Here is a 23135-nt window from a genome sequence, read left to right as displayed (position 1 = left end):
TTAAAAGCTGCAATTCTATTGTGGCTTTTTTTATACCCAATACTACCTTAAAATTAATTTTGTGATGAGGTTTTTCCCAAGAGATTCGTTCAGCATACTAATGATTTTGTCTTTTCCATAGCTCAATTCCTCTCTTAAAACAGAAGAGCTTAGCTCTACATAGAGCGTGTCTTTATGAAGTTTCACGCTGTTGGTGTAGTTATTGACGCCGTTGCCCATCATATCTGCCCAGGCAGCTTCCACGTTCACTTTGTCCAACCCTTTTTCGAGTTTATTTTCTTTCACAAAGGACTTCATTAAATCATCAATTTTGAAAGGATCGTTTTGGCGTTTACTCATTCATCAAAAATTAAAGGTTCATAAGGTTTGTAAGTATATATAAATCCGTCGGAATTGGAGGTCACTAAACTTGCCGAGTTGGCACGCATGATTTCTTCAGTGTAAGCAACGTCATTGTTATCGTAATGAATCCATAAACGACCGTCTGTTACAGAAAGGGTAAATTCAGATTGATGCTGAGAGATCTCAAAAGCACCATCAAATCGTGGAGTCACTTTTTTTCGATAGCCCGATAAGTCAGCATTCACTTTAAAGTAATCCACAGAACCACTCATTTTAAATTCTTTGACTTTTTTTTGATCCTTGGTAACGCTCACAATTTCCCAATAGCCTTCTACAAAAGGAATGTAAGTTGACACATCTGATTGGCAGCTACTCAGTAAAATAAAAAACGAAAGGGCTATAAGTTGTTTCACAGTTGAAATATTTGATACGATTGATGCACGCTTTTAATGGCTTTCTCGGTTCGGTCGGCATGGGTGTCCGAAATAAATAATTGTCCAAAATTCTCGTCATTTACCAATTGAATAATTTGAGCCACCCGTTGTTCGTCAAGTTTGTCAAAAACATCATCCAGTAGGAGTAGGGGAGTCTCACCACTTTGCGCTTTGATAAAATCAAATTGTGCCAGTTTCAAAGCAATTAAAAATGATTTTTGCTGTCCTTGACTTCCGAATTTTTTAATAGGATACCCTTTAATAGAAAAATCTAAATCGTCTTTATGAATTCCAACACTTGTATATTGTAGCATCCGATCCTTGTTGATGCTAGTTGCAAACAACTCCATTAAAGAGGAATCATTTAGCTGACTGTTGTATTGTAAGTCAACGTCTTCGCTGTTGTTACTAATTGCTTTATAGCGGTTTTTAAAGATGGGCGTAAAGACTTCTAAAAACGTTTTTCGCTTGTCGTAAATCTCACATCCATACTCGTTAAGTTGTTCATTATAAACATCTAACGAGTCTTTATTAAAGTTATTATTTAAGGCAAAATATTTTAACAACGCATTTCTTTGCGCCAGTATTTTAGAGTAATTTAATAAGGCTTCTAGATAGCTTTTGTCACTTTGAGAGATGACACCATCCATAAATTTCCGGCGGGTATCACTGCCTTCAGTAATCAAATCGCGATCGGTAGGCGATATAATCACTAAGGGTAAAAAACCAATATGATCGCTAAAACGATCGTATGCTTTTCCGTTTCGTTTGATGATTTTCTTCTGACCTCTTTTAAGAGAAACGATTATTTTTTCTTCGCGATCCTTCTTTTCATACAAACCATCGACCACAAAAAAATCTTCTTCATGGCGGATGTTTTGCGAGGCAATCGGGTTGAAATAACTTTTCCCAAAAGAGAGGTGGTAAATTGCGTCTAAAATATTCGTTTTTCCGACACCATTAGCGCCAACGAAACAATTGATTTTCGCATCAAATTCTACCGAAAAGGCATCGAAATTTTTGTAGTTTAATAAGTTTAATGATTTTAAAATCATGTGAAATTGGTCTATATTTTTTAATTATCTTCTTATGAGGCTTTTAAAAAGATGCTGCAAATTATTGAAAAATAACAAATAATTTGCCTTTTTTTTACGAATAAAAATTATATTTTTGAACCTCAATAATAATACGACCATGGCAACATATAAGAAACGAGGCGGAAAACCGTCAACGAAGACAGAAAAAGAGACTTCAATTGAAGATGGATCAACAACCGCTGAGGTTTTTAACACCCTCGACGAATCGGCATCACGTACTGAAGAATGGGTTATAAAAAATCAAAAATACATTTTTATCATCGTAGGTTTAGCAGCCGTATTGGTGTTGGGCTTTTTAGGGTTTGATAAATTTATTCAAGAACCAAAAGAAAGTGTTGCCACAAACGATATGTTTCAATCACAACAATATTTTGACCAAGCGGTCAATGGGACTTCTAAAGATTCTTTATTTACATTAGCACTGAATGGTGCAGATGGTAAATACGGTTTTTTAGATATCGCAGATGTATACAGCGGAACGAAAGCTGGAAATCTATCTAATTATTACGCTGGAATGGCATACTTAAACATGAAAGATTACACGAACGCTGTGACCTATTTGAATGCATTTTCATCTGAAGATGATGTTCTTGGACCGATAGCAAAAGGAGGTATTGGTGATGCATTTGTTCAATTAGAGCAATTGGATGATGCCTACGACTATTATGTACAAGCAGCACAACTTAAATCAAACGACTATACCACGCCTATGTATCTTTACAAAGCGGGGATGATTGGTTTGAAGTTGGGAAATAATGCGAAAGCATTAGGATTCTTTAATCAAATTAAATCGGACTTTCCAGAAAGCACCGAAGCTAAAGACATTGAGGTTTTTATCGGAAAAGCGGAAGCAGCGATAAACTAATCATGGCTACAGAAAACACTAACTTATCTAATTACGATGCAACAGCACTCCCAGACGCGACACTTTTGCGGTTTGGGATTGTTGTTTCTGAGTGGAACTCAACCATTACGGAAGGCTTGCTTAAAGGCGCTATAGATGCTTTATTAGATTGTGGTGCAGAAGAATCAAATATCAAAACTATTCACGTGCCAGGGAGCTTTGAGCTTATTTTTGGAGCTAAAAAAATGCAGCAACAACTTGTAGATGCTGTGATTGCTATTGGAAGTGTCATCAAAGGAGAAACGCAACACTTCGATTTTGTGTGTGATGGTGTAACGCAGGGCATCAAAGATTTAAATGTGCTTCATGAAGTGCCCGTTGTTTTTTGCGTTTTAACAGATAATAACCTCCAACAATCCATAGATCGCTCTGGGGGAGCACATGGCAATAAAGGTGTAGAAGCTGCCATCACTGCAATTAAGATGGCACATTTGAGTCATACCTTATAAAATCAACAACTGTTGATAATTTTTAGTGCAATTTGTTTTTGATTCTACAGATTTGAGTATTTTTGAAGAGTCTCAAAATACAAAGCAATTGATTCCTAGAAAACCCAGAAAATTTAAGTTAAGAACATCTACATCGACTTCCTCTAGAGATAACTCGACTTTAAATAAGGAACATTTTCGTCTGAAATCTACTAGAAAATCACGTGGTTTTTCATTAACTTGGCTTTTAATTGCATGCGTCCTTTTGTTGATTGGAATCTACATTTTAGACACTTTATAATGTTACGTCATGGGTATATTTAACACCAAAAAAAATAAGAGATATAATTACACACCTCGCTTTTATAAAAGTGAGCAAAGCCCTTTTGAGATTAAACATAAATTTGACGATCAACGTGTCACCATTGAAAAAACAAACCTCAAGGGCAAGTTTGTCAATGCAATAGACGATTTAAAAACAAACCCCAATACCGTAGCGAACAGAAGAGTTTCCATTATAATTTTAATTTTGATATTTGTGTTCCTTTGGATTATAGATTTTGATTTAAGTATATTTTTCTAGTAGATGGCAGATATAATTCAATTGTTACCCGATCACGTGGCAAATCAAATTGCAGCAGGAGAAGTTGTACAACGCCCCGCCTCTGTGGTGAAAGAACTCCTTGAAAATGCGATTGATGCAGGCGCCACCACCGTCAAGTTACTCGTAAAAAACGCAGGTAAAATATTGATTCAAGTCATTGACGACGGAAAAGGAATGAGTGTGACCGATGCACGGTTGAGTTTTGAACGGCATGCGACCTCTAAAATTAAAGTCGCCGACGATTTATTTAACCTCCATACAAAAGGATTTAGAGGTGAAGCTCTTGCGAGTATTGCTGCGATTGCACATGTGGAGATGAAAACCAAACAAGCTTCTGACGAATTAGGAACGCTTTTGTCGGTGGAAGGCAGTGTTTTCACGTCCCAAGAAGTGGTTGCAACGCCCAATGGCTCGTCTATTGCAGTTAAGAATTTGTTTTTTAACATTCCTGCAAGACGTAATTTTTTAAAATCCGATACTGTCGAGCTACGCCATATCATTGATGAATTTCACAGAGTGGTTTTGGCACATCCAACCATCAGTTTTTCCATGTACCACAATGGAAGCGATCTCTTTAATCTATTAAAAGGGAATTTCAGACAACGTATTGTCAGTACCTTTGGGGGGAAAATGAATGAGAAACTAGTCCCTGTTGAAGAAACAACAGAGGTTCTAACAATCTCTGGGTTTGTCGGAAAACCAGAGTATTCAAAGAAATCTAGAGGGGAGCAATTCTTTTTTGTGAACAACCGATTTATAAAGAGTCCGTATCTGAACCATGCTATCTCAGCAGCTTTTGAAGGGGTGCTTCAGCCTGGGAAACATCCCTGTTATTTTTTAAATTTAGAAGTGGACCCCAAAAGTATTGACATCAATATTCACCCCACAAAAACGGAAATTAAATTTGATGACGAACAAACCATCTATGCGATTTTAAGAGCCGCGGTCAAACACAGTTTGGGGCAATTCAGTATTGCGCCTGTACTTGATTTTGATCGTGATAAAAATTTAGATACCCCTTACGGCTTTGCGGGTGGACAAACGGCACTTCCAAAAGTTGAAGTCGATCGCGCTTTCAATCCATTTTCAAACTCCAATCAATCCGCAGCACCATCGTATTCCAAACCGGCAGGGAACGCTTGGGAAGGGTTGTATGTTGGGCTGGAATCCAAATCGAATACAGATAGTTTTAGTCAAGTCAACTATGAATCCGATGAAATGACCTCGTCTATTTTTGATGAGTCCACAGAGCGAAAGGCACAGAAAACATTTCAATTACACAATAAGTACATCATCAATACGATCAAGTCTGGGATGCTTGTCATCGATCAAAACAGAGCCCATGAACGTATTTTATATGAAGAATTTCTTCGTAAAACCACGGTGAATGAAGCGGTCAGTCAACAATTATTATTCCCCTTAGAACTCAAATTTTCAAACTCAGATAACACCATTTTAAAAGACCTTCAACAGGCTTTAGAAACGACTGGTTTTGTTTTTTCTTCTTTTACAGATGAAAATATTGAACTCACAGGAGTGCCCGTCGGCGTCAAAGAATCCGAAGTGCATATTGTATTCGAACAACTCATTCATGATATAGAACATGAAGTCCCCGATGTGAATTTTAGTGTCAGCGACTTATTGTCCAAGTCCCTCGCTAAAAGTCTGGCGATTAAAAATGGAAAAAAATTAGAACGAGAAGAACAAGAACACATCGTAAACACGTTGTTTTCTTGTAAAGAGCCCTCAATTTCACCCGCTAACAAAACAGTTTTCACAACCTTAAAGGTCGAAGAACTCGATAAAAAATTCAATTAATATGCGTCAAATAACCCCAACTGTTAAGCATCTTCTTATTGTCAACATCATCGTGTTTTTAGGAACTTACTTATTGGGAAATAAAGAGTTGTTCTATGGGTTATTAGCGCTTTACTATCCGTTGAGTGACTATTTTATGCCATGGCAAGTATTTACCCACATGTTTATGCATGGTGGTTTTCAGCATTTATTATTTAACATGCTTGCATTATGGATGTTTGGAACCGCAGTAGAACGCATCTTTGGTCAGCGAAAATTTTTAATTTTCTACCTCTCATCAGGTTTGGGTGCTGTGGCCTTGACTTTTTTGGTGTATTACATTCAAGTATATCCGATGTTAAGCGACTTAAAAGCATTGGGTTTTTCTTTTGATTTTATCAGAGAAGCATCCAGTTTAAATATTATAAGCGATCAAATGTTTAAAGGCGAAATTTTAGCGTCTAAGTTAGAACCCGTCATGTCTAGTTATGGTTATAGTTTGAATCAACTCAATGGAGATTCATTTCGAATGTTGTTTGATTTAAACGTTAAAAGTAATGGATCCATGGTTGGAGCGTCAGGTGCTATTATGGGCGTTTTGGTCGCGTTTGGAATGCTTAACCCGAATGCGGAGTTGATGATGCTCTTTTTACCAATCCCAATCAAAGCAAAATATTTCATCCCTGGAATTATCGCTCTAGACTTGTTTTCAGCTTTTACAGGCGTGTCTATTTTTAGTCCTAGCAATACCGCTTATATTGCCCACATCGGAGGGGCGGTCACTGGCTTTTTGCTGATGTATTTCTGGAAAAAAAATCAATTCGATAAATACCGTTGGAATTAATGACAAACCTAAATCAAGATATCAGAGAAAAATTATCAAGACTCAATGTATTTGAAAAAATCATTGTCGCAAATGTGCTTGTGTTTCTAGTTAGTTTTATTGCTTTAAGACTTCAAGGGAGTGGCGCAAATTTAGAATGGCTCTCGCTTTCAAAATCATTTTCGGAAGTCCTTTCAAAACCGTGGACTTTATTAACGTATGGCTTTACTCATTATAGTTTTGTCCATTTATTCTTCAATATGATTGTCTTGTATTTCTTTGGACGCTCGTTTTCAAATTTATTTAAACAAGATATTTCACTTAAAGTATATGTACTGGGCATCCTGTCAGGAGGTTTTGCTTTTGTATTGTTGTATAATCTATTTCCGACCGGCATTTTAAATACGGTAGGGCCTTTAGTTGGTGCTTCTGCGGGGGTACGCGCAGTAATTATTTTTTTATGTGCCTATTTACCTAACAAAGAAGTACGGTTTTTCACCTTTCAATTTCCATTAAAATACATAGGTATCGCGATGGTTTTGTTTGACATTCCGGGTTTATTATCTCAAAACTCAGGTGGTTCGGTCGCACATTTTGGAGGGTATGTGTTAGGCTATTTTTATGCAACGCAATTTCAAAAGGGTACTGATATTGGGGAGTTTATTGATCGTATGATCGCCTATTTCTCTAGGTCAACGGCACCGCTAAAAACGGTTCACAAAAAGAAGAAAAAAGATTCTTATGCTGGTAAGAAAAAAGAAGAGTTTGAACGTTTTACGCATCAAAAACAAATTGATCTTATTTTAGATAAAATCGGTAAAAGTGGCTACGAAAGTTTAACCCAAGCAGAAAAGGATTTTTTATTCCGAGCTGGAAAATAGAGAGATTTGAAAAACTTAAACCTTCTTAATAAGTTTATATTTCTGATAAATTCAGTGCTTGCGCTCTTGTTGCTCTTATCTTATGGCTTGTCTTATGTACCCCCAAAATCGTACGCGCTGATATCCACCCTTAGTTTGTCCGTTCCTTTATTGATTGTTTTGAATATACTTTTTACGGTCTATTGGCTTATCAAACTAAAAAAACAAGTCCTTCTATCGTTGTTAGTACTTGCTGTTGGGTATAATCACATTTTGTCTTTTTACAAGTTTTCATCGGAGTCAACTCCAAAATCAGAAGACACGTTTACTCTGATGAGCTATAATGTACGGTTGTTCAACTTGTATGACTGGATTGATGATAAAACCATTTCCACTAAAATTCAGAAGTTTATTTCAGAGGAATCTCCTAATATCTTGTGTTTTCAAGAGTATGATTCAAGTACAGATTTAGATTTTAAAGCCTACCGCTATAAGCACCAAACCAATCCGGCAAAAAATAACAAATCAGAACTCGCTATTTTGTCAACCTATAAAATTATAGATTCTGGTTTTATTAATTTCCCGAATTCTGCAAACAGTGCAATTTATGCAGATATACTGATTAAATCAGATACGCTACGCGTATATAATGTCCATCTTCAGTCGTCTGGAATCGATGCCAATGTAGATGTAGAGTCTCTTGATAAAGAGCAATCAAACAAGCTCCTCAATCGCTTAGAGATCACTTTTAAAGCACAACAATTCCAAGCTGAACGGGTTGCAAATCATGTAGCCAAGTCGCCCTACAAAGTGCTGATGTGTGGGGATTTTAACAATACTGTCTTTTCGTATGTGTATCGAATTTTAAAAGGGGATTTATTAGATGCTTTTGAGACTTCGGGAACTGGATTTGGCAGTACTTTTGATTTCAAATATTTTCCTGTTCGAATTGATTTTATCTTAGCAGATCAAAGCTTCAAGGTCGGAACATTCAAAAATTATTCGGTTCCTTATTCCGATCATTTTCCAATTTTCACGGAACTGACGTTACATAAATAAACAATCGCAGTAATCGGCGAGAATATGAATACAAAGTCCTATTCCAATCAAACGCGTTTTTGAGGGGACTAATAAACAGAGATACACTCCAATTGCGACGTAGGAGTGAAGCGGGTGAAAATCGATGCTACATCTATGAGGGTCAAAGAGGCGTGTGGCTAGTAAATGATCGAGGTCAATGACAAAAGCACTCAAAAAAATGACATAGGATTTTATCCAATCTTTTCTATAAAATAATACTGCGACCCCTAAGGGAGCGATCAAATGAATGCCATAATGGATGAGCCCTTGAATCATATCCTAAAAAGTGATCGGATGATTTTTTAAATAACTCAAAGCGTTGGGGCCTTCGTTGAATAACAAATCTAAGATGCTCAAATTGTTTATAAATCCATGTTTCTCTTGAAAGACTTGAATATAAGTGGTCGTGTCAATTTTAGATTCTTTTCGCGCGTTCACTAAAAACCGATAGTCTGATTCTGTATTGGTTTTTAAAAACTGATCAGAATTGGATACAACAGGGTCCAAACCCAAACAGCTATTAATGACAGCAATGCATTCTAAATTGAAATCTAAAAGAAACTCCTTTGGTGTGTTAAATAGCTCTTTAAATTCATCCTCATAAAATTCAAAAAAAGGAGAGGTTTTATACGCACTCTCAATAGATTTCCAATGTATGGATTGCCATTTAGAAGTGTTGTCAATCTCTATTTCTTCCGTGTTCTGTCTGTTTTTCTGAGAATATTGAACAGGGATATTAAGACTCAGTTTTCCATTTGCACCATAAATATAACATCGGTTTCTATAGGTTTGTTTCTGATAAGAATCGCATATTTCAAATACGAGTTCGTCTGATTGTGCCATCACTATATAAGAAGCAATGTTTGGGAAATACGCTGGATAAAGAAGCACCATTCAAATGTATTAGACCGTTGTATTTTTTCTTTTACGCCATTTACTGTATCCAATCCATCCTGCTAATAAGAATAAGAAGGGAATAAAGTAAGAAGTGCGTTCTCCATCAGCATGAACGGTTGAGAACAGCCGATCCCAACGTATCTTATTGAAGCCTTTTCCATTGGTATTCCAACTCATCCAAATAAACACAGGTTTTCCTACAACGTGGTTAAAAGGTACAAACCCCCAAGCACGGGCGTCAATGGAATTGTGACGATTGTCACCCATCATCCAATAGTAGTTTTGTTTGAAGGTATATGAATTAGAAAGTTGTCCGTTTATAAAAATCTGATTGCCTTTTGTAGAGACTGTATTTCCTTCGTATTCTGTGAGGAGACGTTTGTAAACAGGTAGATTTTTTAAAGTAAGCTCCATTGTTTTTCCTTCTTCGGGAATATAGAGTGGACCATAAAAATCACGGTTCCATTCATAACTTGGATCTTGAGGGAACAAGCCAGTGTCTGCTTTTCCTTTTGGTTCTATAAAGCGTGTGATTGATGCGACACTCGGGTGGTTTTTGAACACTTTAACGGCGTCATCTGATGCTGCTGGAATGATGATTTTATTCCCCATCGCATAGATACCATCGGTAATGTCATAGCGTGTTTTTAACTGTTCTATGATGCTGTTTGCAAACGTTTTCCCAGGTTTTAATGTCACTTCATAACTAAACTGCAATTTTGCGCGGTCAGGAAGTTCGTTTTGAATACCGTTGATATATACATATCCATCTCTGATTTCGAGGGTATCCCCAGCAATCGCCACACAGCGTTTTACCAAATTGGTCTTTTTATCAATGGGTTTGTAGTAATTTCTATCTGGTCTAAAGTCATTCATATCCAGCAATGTATCTGCCGGTTGATTGAAAACAACAATTTCATTTCGCTCAATTTTTTCCCACCCTGGAATTCGTAAATAGGGGAGTTGAAATCTACTTTTTAAAGAAGTGTTTTGCTCGTCAATTTTATCACTAAATAAATAGGACTTTTTATTCAACACAGGAATCGTATCATGTACCATCGGAAGTCCAATAGTGGTCATCGGTACTCGAGGACCATAGTGCATTTTACTCACAATTAAAAAATCACCCACCAATAATGATTTCTCTAATGATGAAGATGGAATGACATACGGTTGTAAAAAATACGTATGCACAATAGTCGCAGCCACCACTGCAAACAGTATGGAGCTCGTCCATTCTCCCAAACCGGATTTAGGAGTCAAACTTCTTTCATTTATATGTTTTATATCTGTGAAATAGTTTAAATAATAACTATAAAACCCTAAAGTAACGATGGATAAAATAGTGTCTGTTGTCGTGTTTTTCCCAAAGCTTCGTGCGGTTTCCACCCAGATGACAATCAACATGATTAAACTAATCACAGGTAAAAATAACAACGCAACCCACCAAGTTGGTCGGTTCAGTATTTTCATGAATATGATACCGTTGTAAATTGGCACGAATGCTTCCCATGCCTTTCGACCTGCTTTAACGTATAGTTTCCAAGTACCCAATCCGTGAATCAATTGAATTGCTAAGAAAAAAATAAACCATTGTGATAAAGTCATAATATTTTTGAGTTGTTTAAATGTCTAATTTATAGGTTAGTGCGAGTTTTTCACAAGAGTTTAACCAATGTTTAACACGTCATTCATTGTGAACACTCCTGTTTTTCCAAGAATCCATTCGGCTGCAACCACAGCTCCCAGTCCAAATCCTTCTCTGTTGTGTGCGGTGTGTGTTAACGAAATATTGTCCACTTCAGAATCGTAATTTACTGTATGAGTGCCCGGAACAGCATCGATGCGTTTGGCAGTGATGGCTAATTTGCTAGCATCCTTCACAGGTGCTAGCTCCCAAGAATCGTAAGCGGTATTTTCTAAGATTCCTTCAGCGAGTGTGATGGCGGTCCCAGAAGGTGCATCTTGTTTTTGAGTGTGATGAATTTCTTCAAGATCTACAGAATAGTCCGTTAGATTTTTCATCATTTTTGCTAAATGTTTATTGAGTTCAAAGAATATGTTGACCCCTAAACTAAAATTTGATGCATAGATAAATGCGCCGTTTCGAGCACTGCACACTTCTTTTATAGCTTCCATTTCAGATAACCAGCCCGTTGTTCCCGAAATCACAGGAATGCCATTTTCAAGGGCTATTCGAATGTTTTCGACCGCAGAATCTGGTGTGCTAAAATTAATTGCGACATCAACGGTAGTGATGTCATAAGGAGGGGTGTCTTTATCAATTTTCAATGTCACTTCATGTCCGCGACTTACAGCAATTTTCTCAATTACTTTCCCCATTTTTCCGTATCCTAAAAGTGCTATTTTCATTTTAAAAATTAAAGTTGATTGACACCCCAAGTTGAGCAGATGTATCTGGAGTGTCGAAGTCAACGAATGGGTTGACCGCTAAATTTTTGTCCACATTATATTGCAATAAATGGGCATCTACGTTTGCATCGATAATATTTAAGGCATAAAGCCCAATGGTAATTAATAAGGATAATTCTTTATTCCGTCTCAACGTTTGTTGGGCGCGAATGAGTGCATCGTCAGAGAGGAGCGGGATGTCTCCTTCACCATAAAACTCATCATCCACAAATCCAGCCAAACGTCTTTTGTAGGCATTTCTGTAGCGCTTGTAGGACTTGTCATTGTCTAAATAAAAATAAATACTTGTTCCGAGTGCTGCATATACAATGGGAATTTTCCAATATTTTTTATTAACTGCCTGTCCGAGTCCTGGTAAAATGGCAGAATAAAAAGCTGCTTTTGAGGGTGCCAAAGGATCCATAACTACAGGCTCATACGCATCCGTTTCTAACTTCTTTGGAGTGTCATCTGTATTTTGAGCAAAATTAACGAACGAAAATGCACAAAAAAATATAAGGAGCCAATGCTTATTTATCACTTTTAAATAATTTTAAGATGCGGTCATAGTCTTCTTTAGAATGAAAGGGAATCAGTATTTTTCCACTCTCTTTTTTTTCCATCTTAACATCAATTTTATGACCAAAATAAGACGCTATTTTTTGAACACCATTTTTAACAAAATCAGGTAATTCGTTCTGTTTAGTGGTTTTTACTGATTTGGGAGTATTGTAATTTTTAACCAGTGTTTCGGTAGCTCGAACGGATAATTTGTTCGAAATAATTTCTTTATAAATAGCAATTTGATCTGCATGAGAACTTATATTTACAATGGCCCTTCCATGTCCCATACTGATAAATCCATCGCGCATTCCTGTTTGGATTAAGGGGTCTAGTTTTAATAATCGTAAATAATTAGCAATAGTAGATCGTTTTTTTCCAACACGTTGGCTCATTTGTTCTTGAGTCAATTGGATGTCATCGATCAATCTTTGGTAGCTTAAAGCAATTTCGATAGGGTCTAAATCTTGACGTTGAATGTTTTCAACCAATGCCATTTCTAAGGCTTCTTGGTCATTTGCAATTCGAATATACGCTGGAATTGTTTTGAAGTCTAATAATTTAGAAGCTCTAAAACGACGTTCACCAGAAACCAATTGAAATGTATTGGCGTCGGTTTTACGAACGGTTATGGGTTGAATCACTCCTAATTCTTGAATAGAAGAAGCTAACTCACGGATGGCTTCTTCTTTAAATTGCGTTCGGGGTTGGAACGGGTTGACTTCTATTTGGTTTAATTCCAATGCAACAATAGTTCCTACTTGAGGGCTGCTGCTTGTACTTACAGCAGTCTGTGGTTCCTTTTTTGGGTCTTGTAAGAGAGCAGAGAGTCCGCGTCCTAAGGCTTGTTTTTTAAAAGCTTTGGCCATTATGTTACTGTTTACTTATGATTTCTTTAGCCAAACTTAAGTAATTTGTAGCACCTTTACTATTTACATCATAATAAATTATACTCTCACCATGGCTTGGGGCTTCACTGAGTCGTACGTTGCGCTGAATAATGGTCTTAAAAACCATGTTTGTAAAGTGGTTTTGAACTTCTTCCACGACTTGGTTGGAAAGTCGCAATCGAGAATCATACATTGTGAGTAATAACCCTTCAATATCTAAATGTTCGTTATGAATTTTTTGCACACTTTTGATGGTGTTCAATAATTTACCTAAGCCTTCTAATGCAAAATATTCGCATTGAATGGGAATGATAACGGAGTCCGAAGCAGTTAATGCATTAAGCGTCAACAGCCCTAAAGATGGTGCGCAATCAATAAGTATATAATCGTATTTAGATTTAACAGATTCAATGGCTTGCTTGAGCATATATTCTCGTTGTTCCATATTAACCAATTCAATTTCGATGGCAACCAAATCAATATGTGCAGGAATAATATCAACATTTGTAGCAGTCGTCTTTTGGATGGCTTCTTCAGCCGTACAATTATGTTCTAATAATTGATACGTTCCTATGGCGACATTATCTACATCAATTCCAAGACCAGAAGAAGCATTCGCTTGAGGGTCTGCATCGATCAATAATACTTTTTTATCTAAAACTCCTAAGCAAGCGGCTAGATTAACCGTAGTGGTGGTTTTTCCAACGCCTCCTTTTTGATTTGCTATCGCAATGAGTTTTCCCATTAATTTTTTCTTTTATTTATGTAAAAATACAATTATTTACGAGGAATAAAAACCAAATTGTTCAAGAATTTGATCAAGTTTTTAACTGTATTTGAAGCGTCTTAATTTAATGAGGTTGACTTTGTTTTTATCAAAATAAATATAAAGATAGTTTTTCTTAATCAAACTTACTTTATCTGTTATGTGATACATCCATATATCAGAATGTAAATCATTATATACCAGTCCTAATTGGACAATGACTTCCTTCTTTGTACAGCCGATAAGTTTATCGAAATTTTTATCTTTCAATGAAAACGTTTTATAATTTTCTAGGTTTCTTTCTTTAACGGAAGGATCAAGCAAAATAGTTTCTTCAGTATCTTTCAGAATTTGAGGAATCTTTTTGCCTAAAGATTTTTGTTTACTCGAAGTTTGATTTTTCATAATTTCACGGGATAGATTGAGGTAGTTAGTAGAGCCTTCGCTATTCATTTTATAATCAAAAACGCTCGTTCCAAAACTAGGTGCTTCGCTTAAACTTACGTTTCTTTTAATAATTGTCTTAAATATTAAATCCTCAAAATGTGTTTTTAATTCATTAATAATATGGCTATTATGATTTAGGCGGTTGTCATACATCGTCATTAAAATGCCTTCAATAGTTAAGTTTATATTGAACGATTTTCTAACACTTTTAATTGTAGAGAGTAGCTTTCTCAGTCCGTCTAATGCATAAAACTCACATTGTACGGGTATGATGATGGAGTCCGCAGCCACAAATGAATTTAAAGTCAGATAGCCCAATGACGGCGAACAATCAATAATGATGAAATCAAATTTATTTTTCAACACATCTAAGGCTGTTTTTAATCGATTTAAATTTGGGTTTTTAACATTGATTTCAATTTCGGCAAGTTTGATAGACCCTGGGATGATCTTTAAATTTGGACTGTGTGTGTCTAAGATGCAGCGATCCAAATTTGCATCGTCTTGAAATATATTTACTGTAGAAAATTCAATATTTTTTGTAATGATCCCTAAGCCAGAAGTTGCATTTGCTTGCGGGTCTGCATCAATAAGCAACACGTTTTGCTCCAAGATACCGAGTGCACAGGATAGATTAATAGCAGTTGTTGTTTTACCAACACCTCCTTTTTGGTTCGCAATTGCTATGACTTTTGATAGTGACATATGAGATTTGGGATTTCATTTGCTACTTACTTATCGGTTGATTTGGTTAAGAATCGTATAAATATAATTAATTTATTAATATATCCAACACTATAATGGCAGTTTCGCTAATTTTTGTGCCCGGTCCAAACACAGCAACCGTCCCAGCATCGAACAAATATTGATAATCTTGCTTAGGAATTACGCCACCCACAATCACCATAATATCTTCACGTCCGTATGCTTTTAGGGCTTCAATAACTTTAGGCACGAGTGTTTTATGACCGCCAGCTAAAGATGATACACCCAAAATATGCACGTCGTTTTCAATCGCTTGCTTCGCGGCTTCTTCTGCCGTTTGAAAGAGGGGGCCAATATCAACATCGAAACCTAAATCGGCATAGCCAGTAGCCACCACTTTTGCGCCGCGATCGTGACCATCTTGTCCCATTTTAGCAATCATAATTCTTGGACGTCGTCCTTCTGATTTTGCAAACTGATTGGCCAATTGCTTGGCTTTTTCAAAAGACACATCATTTTTTATTTCTTTACTGTACACACCTGAAAATGTTTTAATTTCTGCTTTATACCTCCCAAACTCTTGCTCTAATGCGTCGCTTATTTCTCCTAGTGTTGCACGATGTCTGGCAGCTTCTACCGCTAAAGCTAGTAAATTTTCACTTCCATTTGCTGCAGCTTTTGTTAATTTTTCTAAAACCACCTTTACTTTTTCTGAATTGCGTTGAATTTTCGTGTGATTTAACCGCTCTAATTGTTGAGCCCGAACCAATTCGTTATCTACTTCCAAAATATGTAACGCATCTTCATTCTCAAGCTTGAATTTATTCACTCCTACGATGGTATCTTGACCAGAATCTATACGGGCTTGTTTGCGTGCTGCTGCTTCTTCAATTCTAAGTTTTGGAACTCCAGATTTAATGGCTTTGGTCATGCCCCCTAAGGCTTCCACCTCTTCAATATGACTCCAAGATTTTTCGGCAATTTCATGGGTCAGTTTTTCTACATAATAACTTCCTGCCCAAGGATCTACCGTTTTGGTTATTTTAGTTTCTTTTTGAAGGTATAGTTGGGTGTTTCTTGCTATTCTTGCCGAAAAATCGGTAGGCAACGCAATCGCTTCATCCAAGGCATTTGTATGTAAACTTTGAGTGCCGCCAAAAATAGCGGCCGTGGCTTCAATACAGGTGCGAGCAACATTATTAAAAGGATCTTGTTCTGTTAAACTCCATCCACTGGTTTGACAATGGGTTCTCAGTGCTAAAGATTTTGGATTTTTAGGATTAAATTTTTGAACAATTTTAGCCCACAACATACGGGCTGCTCGAAGTTTGGCAACTTCCATAAAATGATTCATTCCAATGCCCCAAAAAAATGACAATCGAGGGGCAAAGGTGTCTATTTCTAAACCTGCATCTAATCCCTTTCGGATGTATTCAAGCCCATTGGCTAAGGTATAAGCTAGCTCTATGTCTGCTGTAGCCCCAGCTTCTTGCATATGGTATCCAGAAATACTAATACTGTTAAACTTTGGCATGTGTTTACTGGTGTACTCAAAGATGTCAGAAACAATTTTCATCGAAGCTTCAGGCGGATAGATATAGGTGTTTCTCACCATAAATTCTTTCAAAATATCATTTTGAACCGTTCCATTTAATTGCTCCATTTTTATGCCTTGTTCTTGAGCCGCGACAATATAAAACGCCATAATTGGCAATACGGCACCGTTCATTGTCATGGATACACTCATTTGATCCAAAGGAATTTCATCAAATAACAACTTCATATCTTCGACAGAATCTATAGCAACGCCGGCTTTTCCTACATCTCCAACAACGCGTTCATGATCACTGTCATAACCCCGATGTGTGGGCAAGTCAAAGGCGACGGACAGTCCTTTTTGTCCGGCTTTTAAATTCCGTTTATAGAATGCGTTGCTGTCTTCGGCGGTCGAAAATCCAGCGTATTGTCTGATAGTCCATGGGCGCTGCACATACATTGTGCTGTAAGGACCTCTCAAAAAGGGTGCAGTTCCTGCGGCAAAATTTAGGTGTTCTAAAGCGTCTGTGTCTTCTTTTGAATAATTTGATTGTACGGCGATGGTCTCGGCAGTATCAAACGATTTTTTTGTTGAGGGTTTGGTTTTGACTCCTTCTAAAATAATATGTTGAACTTTTTTTCTACTCATCTTTCAACCGTTTTTGTTCTAGTTCCTCAGAGATTCTGCGAGGGATGATGGGTTCTAACAATGTTTTTCGAGCCAGTTGTTTGATGAACGGATAAATTTCTAAATCCGATTTCATTGTATCCAATGCGTTTTGTTGAAAATGAGTTCCCAAAAGGCCTTCAGTTCCTTCGTCGTATAAACGCTGTTCTTTTTGTGCATGCTCTTTCAGTTTCCGTTGAACCATGCCTTCTTTGAGAAGTTTTAAAAAGCCGCCTTGTTTTTCGATGTCTTTAAATAAATCCAATGACTTTTGAGCCAATTGATGCGTCAGTGTCTCAATATAATAAGCACCTTCTGTGGGGTTGGAAACGGCATCAAAATAACTTTCCTTTTTGAGAATCAACAATTGATTTCTTGACAATCGATTTCCAAAATCATTATCCTTATGGTACAAATGATCGTAGGGCATATTGATAATGGTATCGCTACTTCCCAAAATGGCGCTCATGCATTCAGTGGTCGTTCTCAACATATTAATGTTGTAGTCGTAAATTGTTTTATTACGACGGCTGGGCTGTGTAAGAATATGACAGTCAATTGAAAGTCCATAATCCTTTGTAAGACTGTACCATAAGACTCGCAATGCTTGAAGTTTAGCAATTTCAAAAAAGTAATTTCCTCCAACAGAGACTTTAAAAACCACAGATTTTATGGATTCATCATCAAATAAATTAAGGTATTCATTGGCATGGGCTAGGGTATAGGCAAGTTGTTGAATCATGCTACCGCCTGCATTTTGAAAAAGTCCTAAATCGACAGAAATAACACTTTTTAAAGTATCTCCTAAAGCAATCGTTTGTTTTAGTGTATGTAAATCTGTTTTGAGATTTTCATGCCAATTTCCAGAGCGTGCCAAGTGACCAATAGGGTCTTGTAAGATGTAAAATGACGTCTTATTTTTTAATGAAAAATCCTGAAGTGATTTGATTAGTTTTTCTGAAAGACATAAAGGTTCAAAATAAATTGGAACAGAAGAAGTGTCAATATTTTTAAGAAGTTCCTCTACTGAAATGCTAACTGTTGGGAGTGTGAAATGTAAACTTTCAACTCCACTTTCAATCAATTTAAGAGCGTGGGTATTGCTTTTTTCTACGGAATTTACATAAATTGAATGTCCGATGTTCCAGTCAGAAGCATTGTGTTGAATGTCCGGTGCTTTGGAATAAGCTTCGGAATGATAGAAGGGTTTCACGTCAATTCCTTCAATAGAATTCCAAACTAAATGGTCATTAAAATCTTTTCCTTGAAGTTCAAATTGAATCTTTTGTTTCCACGCTTTAGCAGAACCAGATTCAAAATTCTCAAAAAGATTTGATTTACTCATTTGTTTTAACCTTTAAACTATCGGTGTCTTCTATAATATAAACGACTTCATTTTCTTTTTTCATTTTATAATGCTCCCGTGCATATTTTTCAATGCCATCAGTTGAGTTTAGGGTATTGATTTCTTTTTGATCTTTTTCAATCTCACCATTATAAAATTCAATTTTAGAATTTAAATCCTCAATGTCTTCATTTAGATCGTTGTGGATCAGCCACGAGTTGGCATCAAAAACCACCATCCATACAATAAACACGATCAATATAAGAAAATAAATGTTCTTAAAAGGCTTCAATAGTTTCAAAAAACGGTTGGATTTCTTTAGCATTAGAGTTGATCGTTTATGATTGATTTCACAACATTTACTGCGACTGTATTGTAATGATTGTTTGGAATGATAATATCTGCAAATGCTTTCATTGGTTCAATAAACTGTTGATGCATGGGTTTCAGCGTTGTTTGGTAACGTTCCAAAACTTCGTCTAAATCTCTTCCGCGCTCGGCGATATCTCTTTTTAAACGGCGCATTAAGCGCTCGTCACTATCTGCATGAACAAATATTTTTATATCAAATAGTGATCGTAACTCAGTATTAGATAAAATTAAAATCCCTTCCACAATCACTACTTTTTTAGGTTCTGTAATTGTGGTTTCACCAGTTCGGTTATGCGTTTTAAAGGAATATACGGGTTGGTTGACGTTCTCCCCTTTTTTTAAAGCTTTTAAGTGCGATTCAAGGAGTTCAAAATCAATCGATTTTGGGTGGTCAAAATTAATCTTACAACGTTCTTCAAAGGTTAGATGAGATGTTTCTTTATAATAAGAATCTTGAGAAATCACTTGAACTTCTCCTGCTGGAAATTCTGATAAAATTTGATTTACTACCGTCGTTTTTCCACTTCCTGTTCCACCACCAATACCAATAATCAACATAACGCTCGCTTTTGAATTTCTAACAAAGTTAAGATTATTTTACTGTTTTTTGTTTATAGAGGAATAATATTAATAAATCTACAAGTTAATAAAAACTGTTGATAACTTCCCGTTCGAATTTTATGTAAAACGCCTATTTTTGTATCCTAAATTTTAAACTATGTCTGATACTATAGAGTCTGTAAAATGTTTGATTATTGGATCTGGCCCTGCGGGCTACACTGCTGCTATCTATGCGGCACGAGCCAATATGTTTCCTGTATTATACCAAGGAACACAACCTGGAGGTCAATTAACAACTACCAATGAAGTGGAGAATTTCCCTGGCTATCCAGATGGAATTACGGGTCCTGCAATGATGCTAGAATTACAAGCACAAGCGGAACGCTTTGGAACAGATGTAAGAGATGGATGGGTGACTAAAGTTGATTTTTCTGGACCCATTCATAAAGTTTGGATTAATGGGACAAAGGAAATTCACTGTGAAACGATTGTTATTTCTACAGGTGCTACGGCTAAATATTTAGGTTTAGAGTCTGAACAAAAATACTTAAAACTTGGAGGCGGTGTTTCTGCTTGTGCGGTTTGTGATGGATTCTTTTACAGAAATCAAGAAGTTGTGATTGTTGGGGCAGGGGATTCTGCTTGTGAAGAAGCACATTACTTATCCAAGCTTTGTACGAAAGTTACCATGTTGGTGCGTCGTGATGAATTTAGAGCTTCCAAAATTATGGCGAACCGTGTGAAAAACACTGAAAATATCGAAATATTATTCAATACAGAAACCGATGAAGTTTTAGGTGACGGTCAAGTTGTGACGGGAGTGCGAGCAAAAAATAACAAAACAAATGCGTTGATAGATATTCCAGCAACTGGATTTTTTGTGGCGATTGGTCATAAACCAAATACCGATATTTTTCAGGGCTTTCTAAACTTAGATGAAACAGGTTATATTATCAACACTCCAGGCTCTTCAAAAACAAACATTGATGGCGTTTTTGTGAGTGGCGATGCTGCAGATCATGTGTACAGACAAGCAGTAACGGCTGCAGGAACAGGCTGTATGGCCGCCTTAGATGCAGAACGTTATTTGGCTTCTAAAGAAGGATAATTAACGCAGTTCAGCACTTAATTCCGATTCAAAACGCTTTTGGATTTTCGACATTATTTTGTCAATTTGAACATCTGTGAGCGTTTTGTTTTTATCTTGTAGTGTGAAACTAACCGCATAACTTTTTTTGCCTTCGGCTAATTTATCTCCTGTATACACATCAAATAGATTGATGTCTTTTAAGAAATTATTTTCCGTTTGTTTGGCTAATTTAAAAATGCTCTCAAAAGTAACGTCTTCATTGATTAACAATGAAAAATCACGTTTGACTTCTGGGTATTTAGAAATATCCTTAAATTTAATTGTTTGTTGATTGATGACTTTTAGTAAGTTATCCCAATTAAAATCAGCACAAAATACGCTTTGAGAGATTCCAAAAGATTTTAGTGTCGAGGCTTTTAAACTTCCAAACTCAACTAAAGAATGTTTTCCGACACTCAGTTGTTGCCCTTCGCTAAATACATCGTTAGTCAAAGGCGCACTTTTAAGTTTTTGAATTCCTAAACGTTCAAATACTGCTGTAACCAATCCTTTTAAATAGAAATAATCAACGACCGTTTCCGTTGTATTCCAACGTTTTTCGGTTTTATTTCCAGTGACAAAAATAGAAAGGTGGTTAAGCTCTTCTTTGTTCGCTTCAAAATTGTGATAGGTTTTACCAAATTCAAAAAGTTTTAAATCGCTTTGTTGTCTGTTGATGTTAAACGCAATAGATTCTAAACCAGAGAAAATTAAGGATTGACGCATCACTGATAAATCCGTACTTAATGGATTTAATATTTTAACCTCATGGGTCTGTTCCAATTGATCGCTAAAAGCCGTGTATTTATCTGAAGTCAATGAGTTATTTAGGATTTCATAAAACCCTTGTCCAACAAGTTGATTCGCAATTATATTTTCAATTTTATAGCTTTCAAATTTAGAAGTATTCGAAATCGAAGCATTTAATTTATTGGTAATTCCGATGTTGTTATACCCATAAACTCTTAGAATTTCTTCAATGACATCCACCTCACGTTGGACATCATTTCTGTATGCAGGGATGGTCAATCCTAAGCCGCTTTCAGTCACATTATTCACTTTTATTTCTAAAGCGCTCAGAATACTTTTGATGGTTTCTTTTGGAAGTTCTTCTCCAATTAATTGATTTGTTTTTTCAAAAGTCAAAAAGACTTGAGCATCTTCAATTTTATTTGGATATTCGTCGATCAGATCACTTGTTATTTTTCCACCAGCAATTTCGATAATTAACAATGCGGCTCTTTTGAGCGCATATTTAGTAATATTTGGATCGATACCACGTTCAAATCTGAAAGAGGCATCAGTATTGAGTGCATGTCTCTTGGCTGTTTTCCGAACGCTTACAGGATTGAAATAAGCACTTTCTAAAAATATTGAATTCGTTTCTTTAGAAACGCCTGAATTTTCACCTCCAAAAACACCTGCAATACACAGTGGTTTTTCAGCGTCACATATCATTAAGTCTTCTTCGTGAAGTGTGCGTTCAACGCCGTCTAAGGTTACAAATTTCGTACCTGCTTTGACGGTTTTTACAATAATTTTTTTAGCTGATATTCTATCGGCATCAAAAGCGTGTAAAGGCTGTCCTAAATCATGTAACACATAATTAGTTGCATCTACAATGTTGTTAATGGGATTCAATCCGATGGCTTTGAGTCGGTTTTGTAGCCACAAAGGAGATTCTTTTACAACGATATCAGAGATTGTCAAACCACAATAACGCGGCGCTTTTTGTTTATCCTCAACATTAATATCGACTTTAAGACTTCTGTCATCTACATGAAAAGCAGACACGGAAGGACTTATTAATTTTGCGTTGATGCCATGCTGAGACAACCCAGCCATTAAATCTCTAGCAGTTCCATAATGACTCATCGCATCTGCACGGTTTGGAGTCAATCCAATGTCAAACACCAAATCATCTTCAATCTCATAGTGTTTTGCTAAAGGGCTTCCAGTTTCAAGGGAATCCTCTAAAACCATAATTCCTTCATGAGAGGTTCCTAACCCCAGTTCATCTTCAGCACATAACATGCCGTAACTTTCTTCGCCACGTATTTTTCCTTTTTTAATGGTCCAAGCTTCTCCTTCTGCAGTATATAAAGTGGTTCCAATGGTTGCAACGGCTACTTTTTGACCAGTTGCTACATTGGGTGCGCCACATACAATTACTAAGGGTTCTTCGGCTCCAATATCAATGGTTGTGATTCGCAATCGATTGGCATTGGAATGTTGCTCACAGGTGAGTACATGGCCTACAACGATTCCTTGTAATCCACCTTTGACGGATTGAAACGCTTCTAAACCTTCAACTTCTAAACCTAAATCGGTAAGGAGTTCAGAGGTTTTTTCTGCAGTCCAATCAATTTTTATAAATTGTTTTAACCAGTTGTACGATATCTTCATTATGCGGTGTTATAGCTTTTCAGCAAATATAAAATAAAGGGATTAGCTTTCAAATAAAAAGCCCAACCAAAA

At 36.5% G+C, this 23135-nt stretch carries 22 protein-coding genes and 1 pseudogene; 7 read left to right on the top strand and 16 right to left on the bottom strand.

What is annotated here, in order from left to right:
• Nucleotides 1-42: 42 nt before the first annotated feature.
• Genes FORMB_RS00825 through recF form a run of 3 tightly spaced genes read right to left on the bottom strand, consistent with a single transcriptional unit; the run spans nt 43 to nt 1831 of the window.
• Nucleotides 43-339: a DUF721 domain-containing protein gene (locus tag FORMB_RS00825; RefSeq protein ID WP_069675651.1), complete on the bottom strand. Its 297-nt coding sequence runs from the start codon at nt 337-339 to the stop codon at nt 43-45.
• Complete coding sequence (locus FORMB_RS00820; protein WP_157498049.1) at nt 336-755, bottom strand: lipocalin family protein; 420 nt, start codon at nt 753-755, stop codon at nt 336-338. The genes FORMB_RS00825 and FORMB_RS00820 overlap by 4 nt, the downstream gene beginning before the upstream one ends.
• Complete coding sequence (gene recF / locus FORMB_RS00815; protein WP_069675649.1) at nt 752-1831, bottom strand: DNA replication/repair protein RecF; 1080 nt, start codon at nt 1829-1831, stop codon at nt 752-754. Before recF ends, FORMB_RS00820 begins: the two co-directional genes overlap by 4 nt.
• Before the next feature lie 115 nt (nt 1832-1946).
• Between recF and FORMB_RS00810 the strand changes: the two genes are divergently transcribed.
• From FORMB_RS00810 to FORMB_RS00775, 6 genes are all read left to right on the top strand, one after another.
• Nucleotides 1947-2738, top strand: a complete 792-nt coding sequence (locus FORMB_RS00810; RefSeq protein ID WP_442856521.1) for a tetratricopeptide repeat protein — start codon at nt 1947-1949, stop codon at nt 2736-2738.
• 2 nt (nt 2739-2740) lie between these two features.
• Nucleotides 2741-3226, top strand: a complete 486-nt coding sequence (gene ribH, locus FORMB_RS00805; protein ID WP_069675647.1) for a 6,7-dimethyl-8-ribityllumazine synthase — start codon at nt 2741-2743, stop codon at nt 3224-3226.
• Nucleotides 3227-3791: 565 nt separating this feature from the next.
• Nucleotides 3792-5627, top strand: a complete 1836-nt coding sequence (gene mutL / locus FORMB_RS00790) for a DNA mismatch repair endonuclease MutL (protein ID WP_069675644.1) — start codon at nt 3792-3794, stop codon at nt 5625-5627.
• 1 nt (nt 5628) lies between these two features.
• On the top strand, nt 5629-6450 hold the full coding sequence (locus FORMB_RS00785; protein ID WP_069675643.1) for a rhomboid family intramembrane serine protease: 822 nt from the start codon (nt 5629-5631) through the stop codon (nt 6448-6450).
• The gene (locus FORMB_RS00780) at nt 6450-7310 is read left to right on the top strand and encodes a rhomboid family intramembrane serine protease (protein ID WP_069675642.1); all 861 of its coding nucleotides are present in this window, start codon (nt 6450-6452) and stop codon (nt 7308-7310) included. The genes FORMB_RS00785 and FORMB_RS00780 overlap by 1 nt, the downstream gene beginning before the upstream one ends.
• 6 nt (nt 7311-7316) lie before the next feature.
• Nucleotides 7317-8348, top strand: a complete 1032-nt coding sequence (locus tag FORMB_RS00775; protein ID WP_069675641.1) for an endonuclease/exonuclease/phosphatase family protein — start codon at nt 7317-7319, stop codon at nt 8346-8348.
• On the opposite strand, the gene FORMB_RS00770 is transcribed toward FORMB_RS00775, so the two are convergent.
• From FORMB_RS00770 to udk, 12 genes and pseudogenes are all read right to left on the bottom strand, one after another.
• The gene (locus FORMB_RS00770) at nt 8337-8645 is read right to left on the bottom strand and encodes a DUF6122 family protein (RefSeq protein WP_069675640.1); all 309 of its coding nucleotides are present in this window, start codon (nt 8643-8645) and stop codon (nt 8337-8339) included. The genes FORMB_RS00775 and FORMB_RS00770 overlap by 12 nt on opposite strands.
• A gap of 3 nt (nt 8646-8648) precedes the next feature.
• Nucleotides 8649-9263, bottom strand: coding sequence for a WbqC family protein (locus tag FORMB_RS00765; protein WP_069675639.1), 615 nt, complete (start codon nt 9261-9263; stop codon nt 8649-8651).
• Between the two features lie 9 nt (nt 9264-9272).
• Entirely contained in the window at nt 9273-10874 is a 1602-nt protein-coding gene (lepB, locus tag FORMB_RS00760; protein WP_069675638.1) for a signal peptidase I, read from the bottom strand.
• Between the two features lie 60 nt (nt 10875-10934).
• Nucleotides 10935-11639 (bottom strand): 4-hydroxy-tetrahydrodipicolinate reductase, encoded by a 705-nt coding sequence (gene dapB, locus FORMB_RS00755; RefSeq protein WP_069675637.1) that lies wholly within the window; start codon nt 11637-11639, stop codon nt 10935-10937.
• Between the two features lies 1 nt (nt 11640).
• Complete coding sequence (locus FORMB_RS00750) at nt 11641-12219, bottom strand: DUF5683 domain-containing protein (RefSeq protein WP_069675636.1); 579 nt, start codon at nt 12217-12219, stop codon at nt 11641-11643.
• Nucleotides 12209-13108: a ParB/RepB/Spo0J family partition protein gene (locus FORMB_RS00745; protein ID WP_069675635.1), complete on the bottom strand. Its 900-nt coding sequence runs from the start codon at nt 13106-13108 to the stop codon at nt 12209-12211. Before FORMB_RS00745 ends, FORMB_RS00750 begins: the two co-directional genes overlap by 11 nt.
• A 4-nt stretch (nt 13109-13112) precedes the next feature.
• Nucleotides 13113-13874 (bottom strand): ParA family protein, encoded by a 762-nt coding sequence (locus FORMB_RS00740; RefSeq protein WP_069675634.1) that lies wholly within the window; start codon nt 13872-13874, stop codon nt 13113-13115.
• 411 nt (nt 13875-14285) lie between these two features.
• Nucleotides 14286-15047 (bottom strand): annotated as a pseudogene (locus FORMB_RS00735) (ParA family protein); the annotation flags it as partial.
• A 67-nt stretch (nt 15048-15114) separates the two neighbouring features.
• The gene (scpA, locus tag FORMB_RS00730; RefSeq protein ID WP_069675632.1) at nt 15115-17232 is read right to left on the bottom strand and encodes a methylmalonyl-CoA mutase; all 2118 of its coding nucleotides are present in this window, start codon (nt 17230-17232) and stop codon (nt 15115-15117) included.
• Entirely contained in the window at nt 17225-18595 is a 1371-nt protein-coding gene (locus FORMB_RS00725) for a methylmalonyl-CoA mutase subunit beta (RefSeq protein ID WP_069675631.1), read from the bottom strand. Before FORMB_RS00725 ends, scpA begins: the two co-directional genes overlap by 8 nt.
• Nucleotides 18588-18920, bottom strand: coding sequence for an FtsB family cell division protein (locus FORMB_RS00720; RefSeq protein WP_069675630.1), 333 nt, complete (start codon nt 18918-18920; stop codon nt 18588-18590). Before FORMB_RS00720 ends, FORMB_RS00725 begins: the two co-directional genes overlap by 8 nt.
• Nucleotides 18920-19525 carry a uridine kinase gene (udk, locus tag FORMB_RS00715; protein ID WP_069675629.1) on the bottom strand — a complete coding sequence of 202 codons (606 nt, stop codon included), beginning with the start codon at nt 19523-19525 and terminating at the stop codon, nt 18920-18922. The genes FORMB_RS00720 and udk overlap by 1 nt, the downstream gene beginning before the upstream one ends.
• Before the next feature lie 160 nt (nt 19526-19685).
• Here udk and trxB point away from each other — a divergent pair, with 160 nt between their 5' ends.
• On the top strand, nt 19686-20636 hold the full coding sequence (gene trxB / locus FORMB_RS00710) for a thioredoxin-disulfide reductase (RefSeq protein WP_069675628.1): 951 nt from the start codon (nt 19686-19688) through the stop codon (nt 20634-20636).
• Here trxB and pheT read toward each other — a convergent pair whose 3' ends face one another.
• The gene (gene pheT, locus FORMB_RS00705) at nt 20637-23063 is read right to left on the bottom strand and encodes a phenylalanine--tRNA ligase subunit beta (RefSeq protein WP_069675627.1); all 2427 of its coding nucleotides are present in this window, start codon (nt 23061-23063) and stop codon (nt 20637-20639) included.
• Between the last annotated feature and the right edge of the window lie 72 nt (nt 23064-23135).

Source organism: Formosa sp. Hel1_33_131, assembly GCF_001735745.1.
Taxonomy (GTDB): domain Bacteria; phylum Bacteroidota; class Bacteroidia; order Flavobacteriales; family Flavobacteriaceae; genus Hel1-33-131.
This window is presented reverse-complemented; position numbering and strand designations above follow the sequence as displayed.

Bases quoted from the DNA above. Each gene is read 5' to 3' on its own strand.
- FORMB_RS00825 (WP_069675651.1), bottom strand. From the start codon at position 339: ATGAGTAAACGCCAAAACGATCCTTTCAAAATTGATGATTTAATGAAG.
- recF (WP_069675649.1), bottom strand. From the start codon at position 1,831: ATGATTTTAAAATCATTAAACTTATTAAACTACAAAAATTTCGATGCC.
- ribH (WP_069675647.1), top strand. From the start codon at position 2,741: ATGGCTACAGAAAACACTAACTTATCTAATTACGATGCAACAGCACTC.
- mutL (WP_069675644.1), top strand. From the start codon at position 3,792: ATGGCAGATATAATTCAATTGTTACCCGATCACGTGGCAAATCAAATT.
- FORMB_RS00785 (WP_069675643.1), top strand. From the start codon at position 5,629: ATGCGTCAAATAACCCCAACTGTTAAGCATCTTCTTATTGTCAACATC.
- FORMB_RS00780 (WP_069675642.1), top strand. From the start codon at position 6,450: ATGACAAACCTAAATCAAGATATCAGAGAAAAATTATCAAGACTCAAT.
- FORMB_RS00770 (WP_069675640.1), bottom strand. From the start codon at position 8,645: ATGATTCAAGGGCTCATCCATTATGGCATTCATTTGATCGCTCCCTTA.
- FORMB_RS00765 (WP_069675639.1), bottom strand. From the start codon at position 9,263: ATGGTGCTTCTTTATCCAGCGTATTTCCCAAACATTGCTTCTTATATA.
- lepB (WP_069675638.1), bottom strand. From the start codon at position 10,874: ATGACTTTATCACAATGGTTTATTTTTTTCTTAGCAATTCAATTGATT.
- dapB (WP_069675637.1), bottom strand. From the start codon at position 11,639: ATGAAAATAGCACTTTTAGGATACGGAAAAATGGGGAAAGTAATTGAG.
- FORMB_RS00745 (WP_069675635.1), bottom strand. From the start codon at position 13,108: ATGGCCAAAGCTTTTAAAAAACAAGCCTTAGGACGCGGACTCTCTGCT.
- FORMB_RS00740 (WP_069675634.1), bottom strand. From the start codon at position 13,874: ATGGGAAAACTCATTGCGATAGCAAATCAAAAAGGAGGCGTTGGAAAA.
- scpA (WP_069675632.1), bottom strand. From the start codon at position 17,232: ATGAGTAGAAAAAAAGTTCAACATATTATTTTAGAAGGAGTCAAAACC.
- FORMB_RS00725 (WP_069675631.1), bottom strand. From the start codon at position 18,595: ATGAGTAAATCAAATCTTTTTGAGAATTTTGAATCTGGTTCTGCTAAA.
- FORMB_RS00720 (WP_069675630.1), bottom strand. From the start codon at position 18,920: ATGCTAAAGAAATCCAACCGTTTTTTGAAACTATTGAAGCCTTTTAAG.
- udk (WP_069675629.1), bottom strand. From the start codon at position 19,525: ATGTTGATTATTGGTATTGGTGGTGGAACAGGAAGTGGAAAAACGACG.
- trxB (WP_069675628.1), top strand. From the start codon at position 19,686: ATGTCTGATACTATAGAGTCTGTAAAATGTTTGATTATTGGATCTGGC.
- pheT (WP_069675627.1), bottom strand. From the start codon at position 23,063: ATGAAGATATCGTACAACTGGTTAAAACAATTTATAAAAATTGATTGG.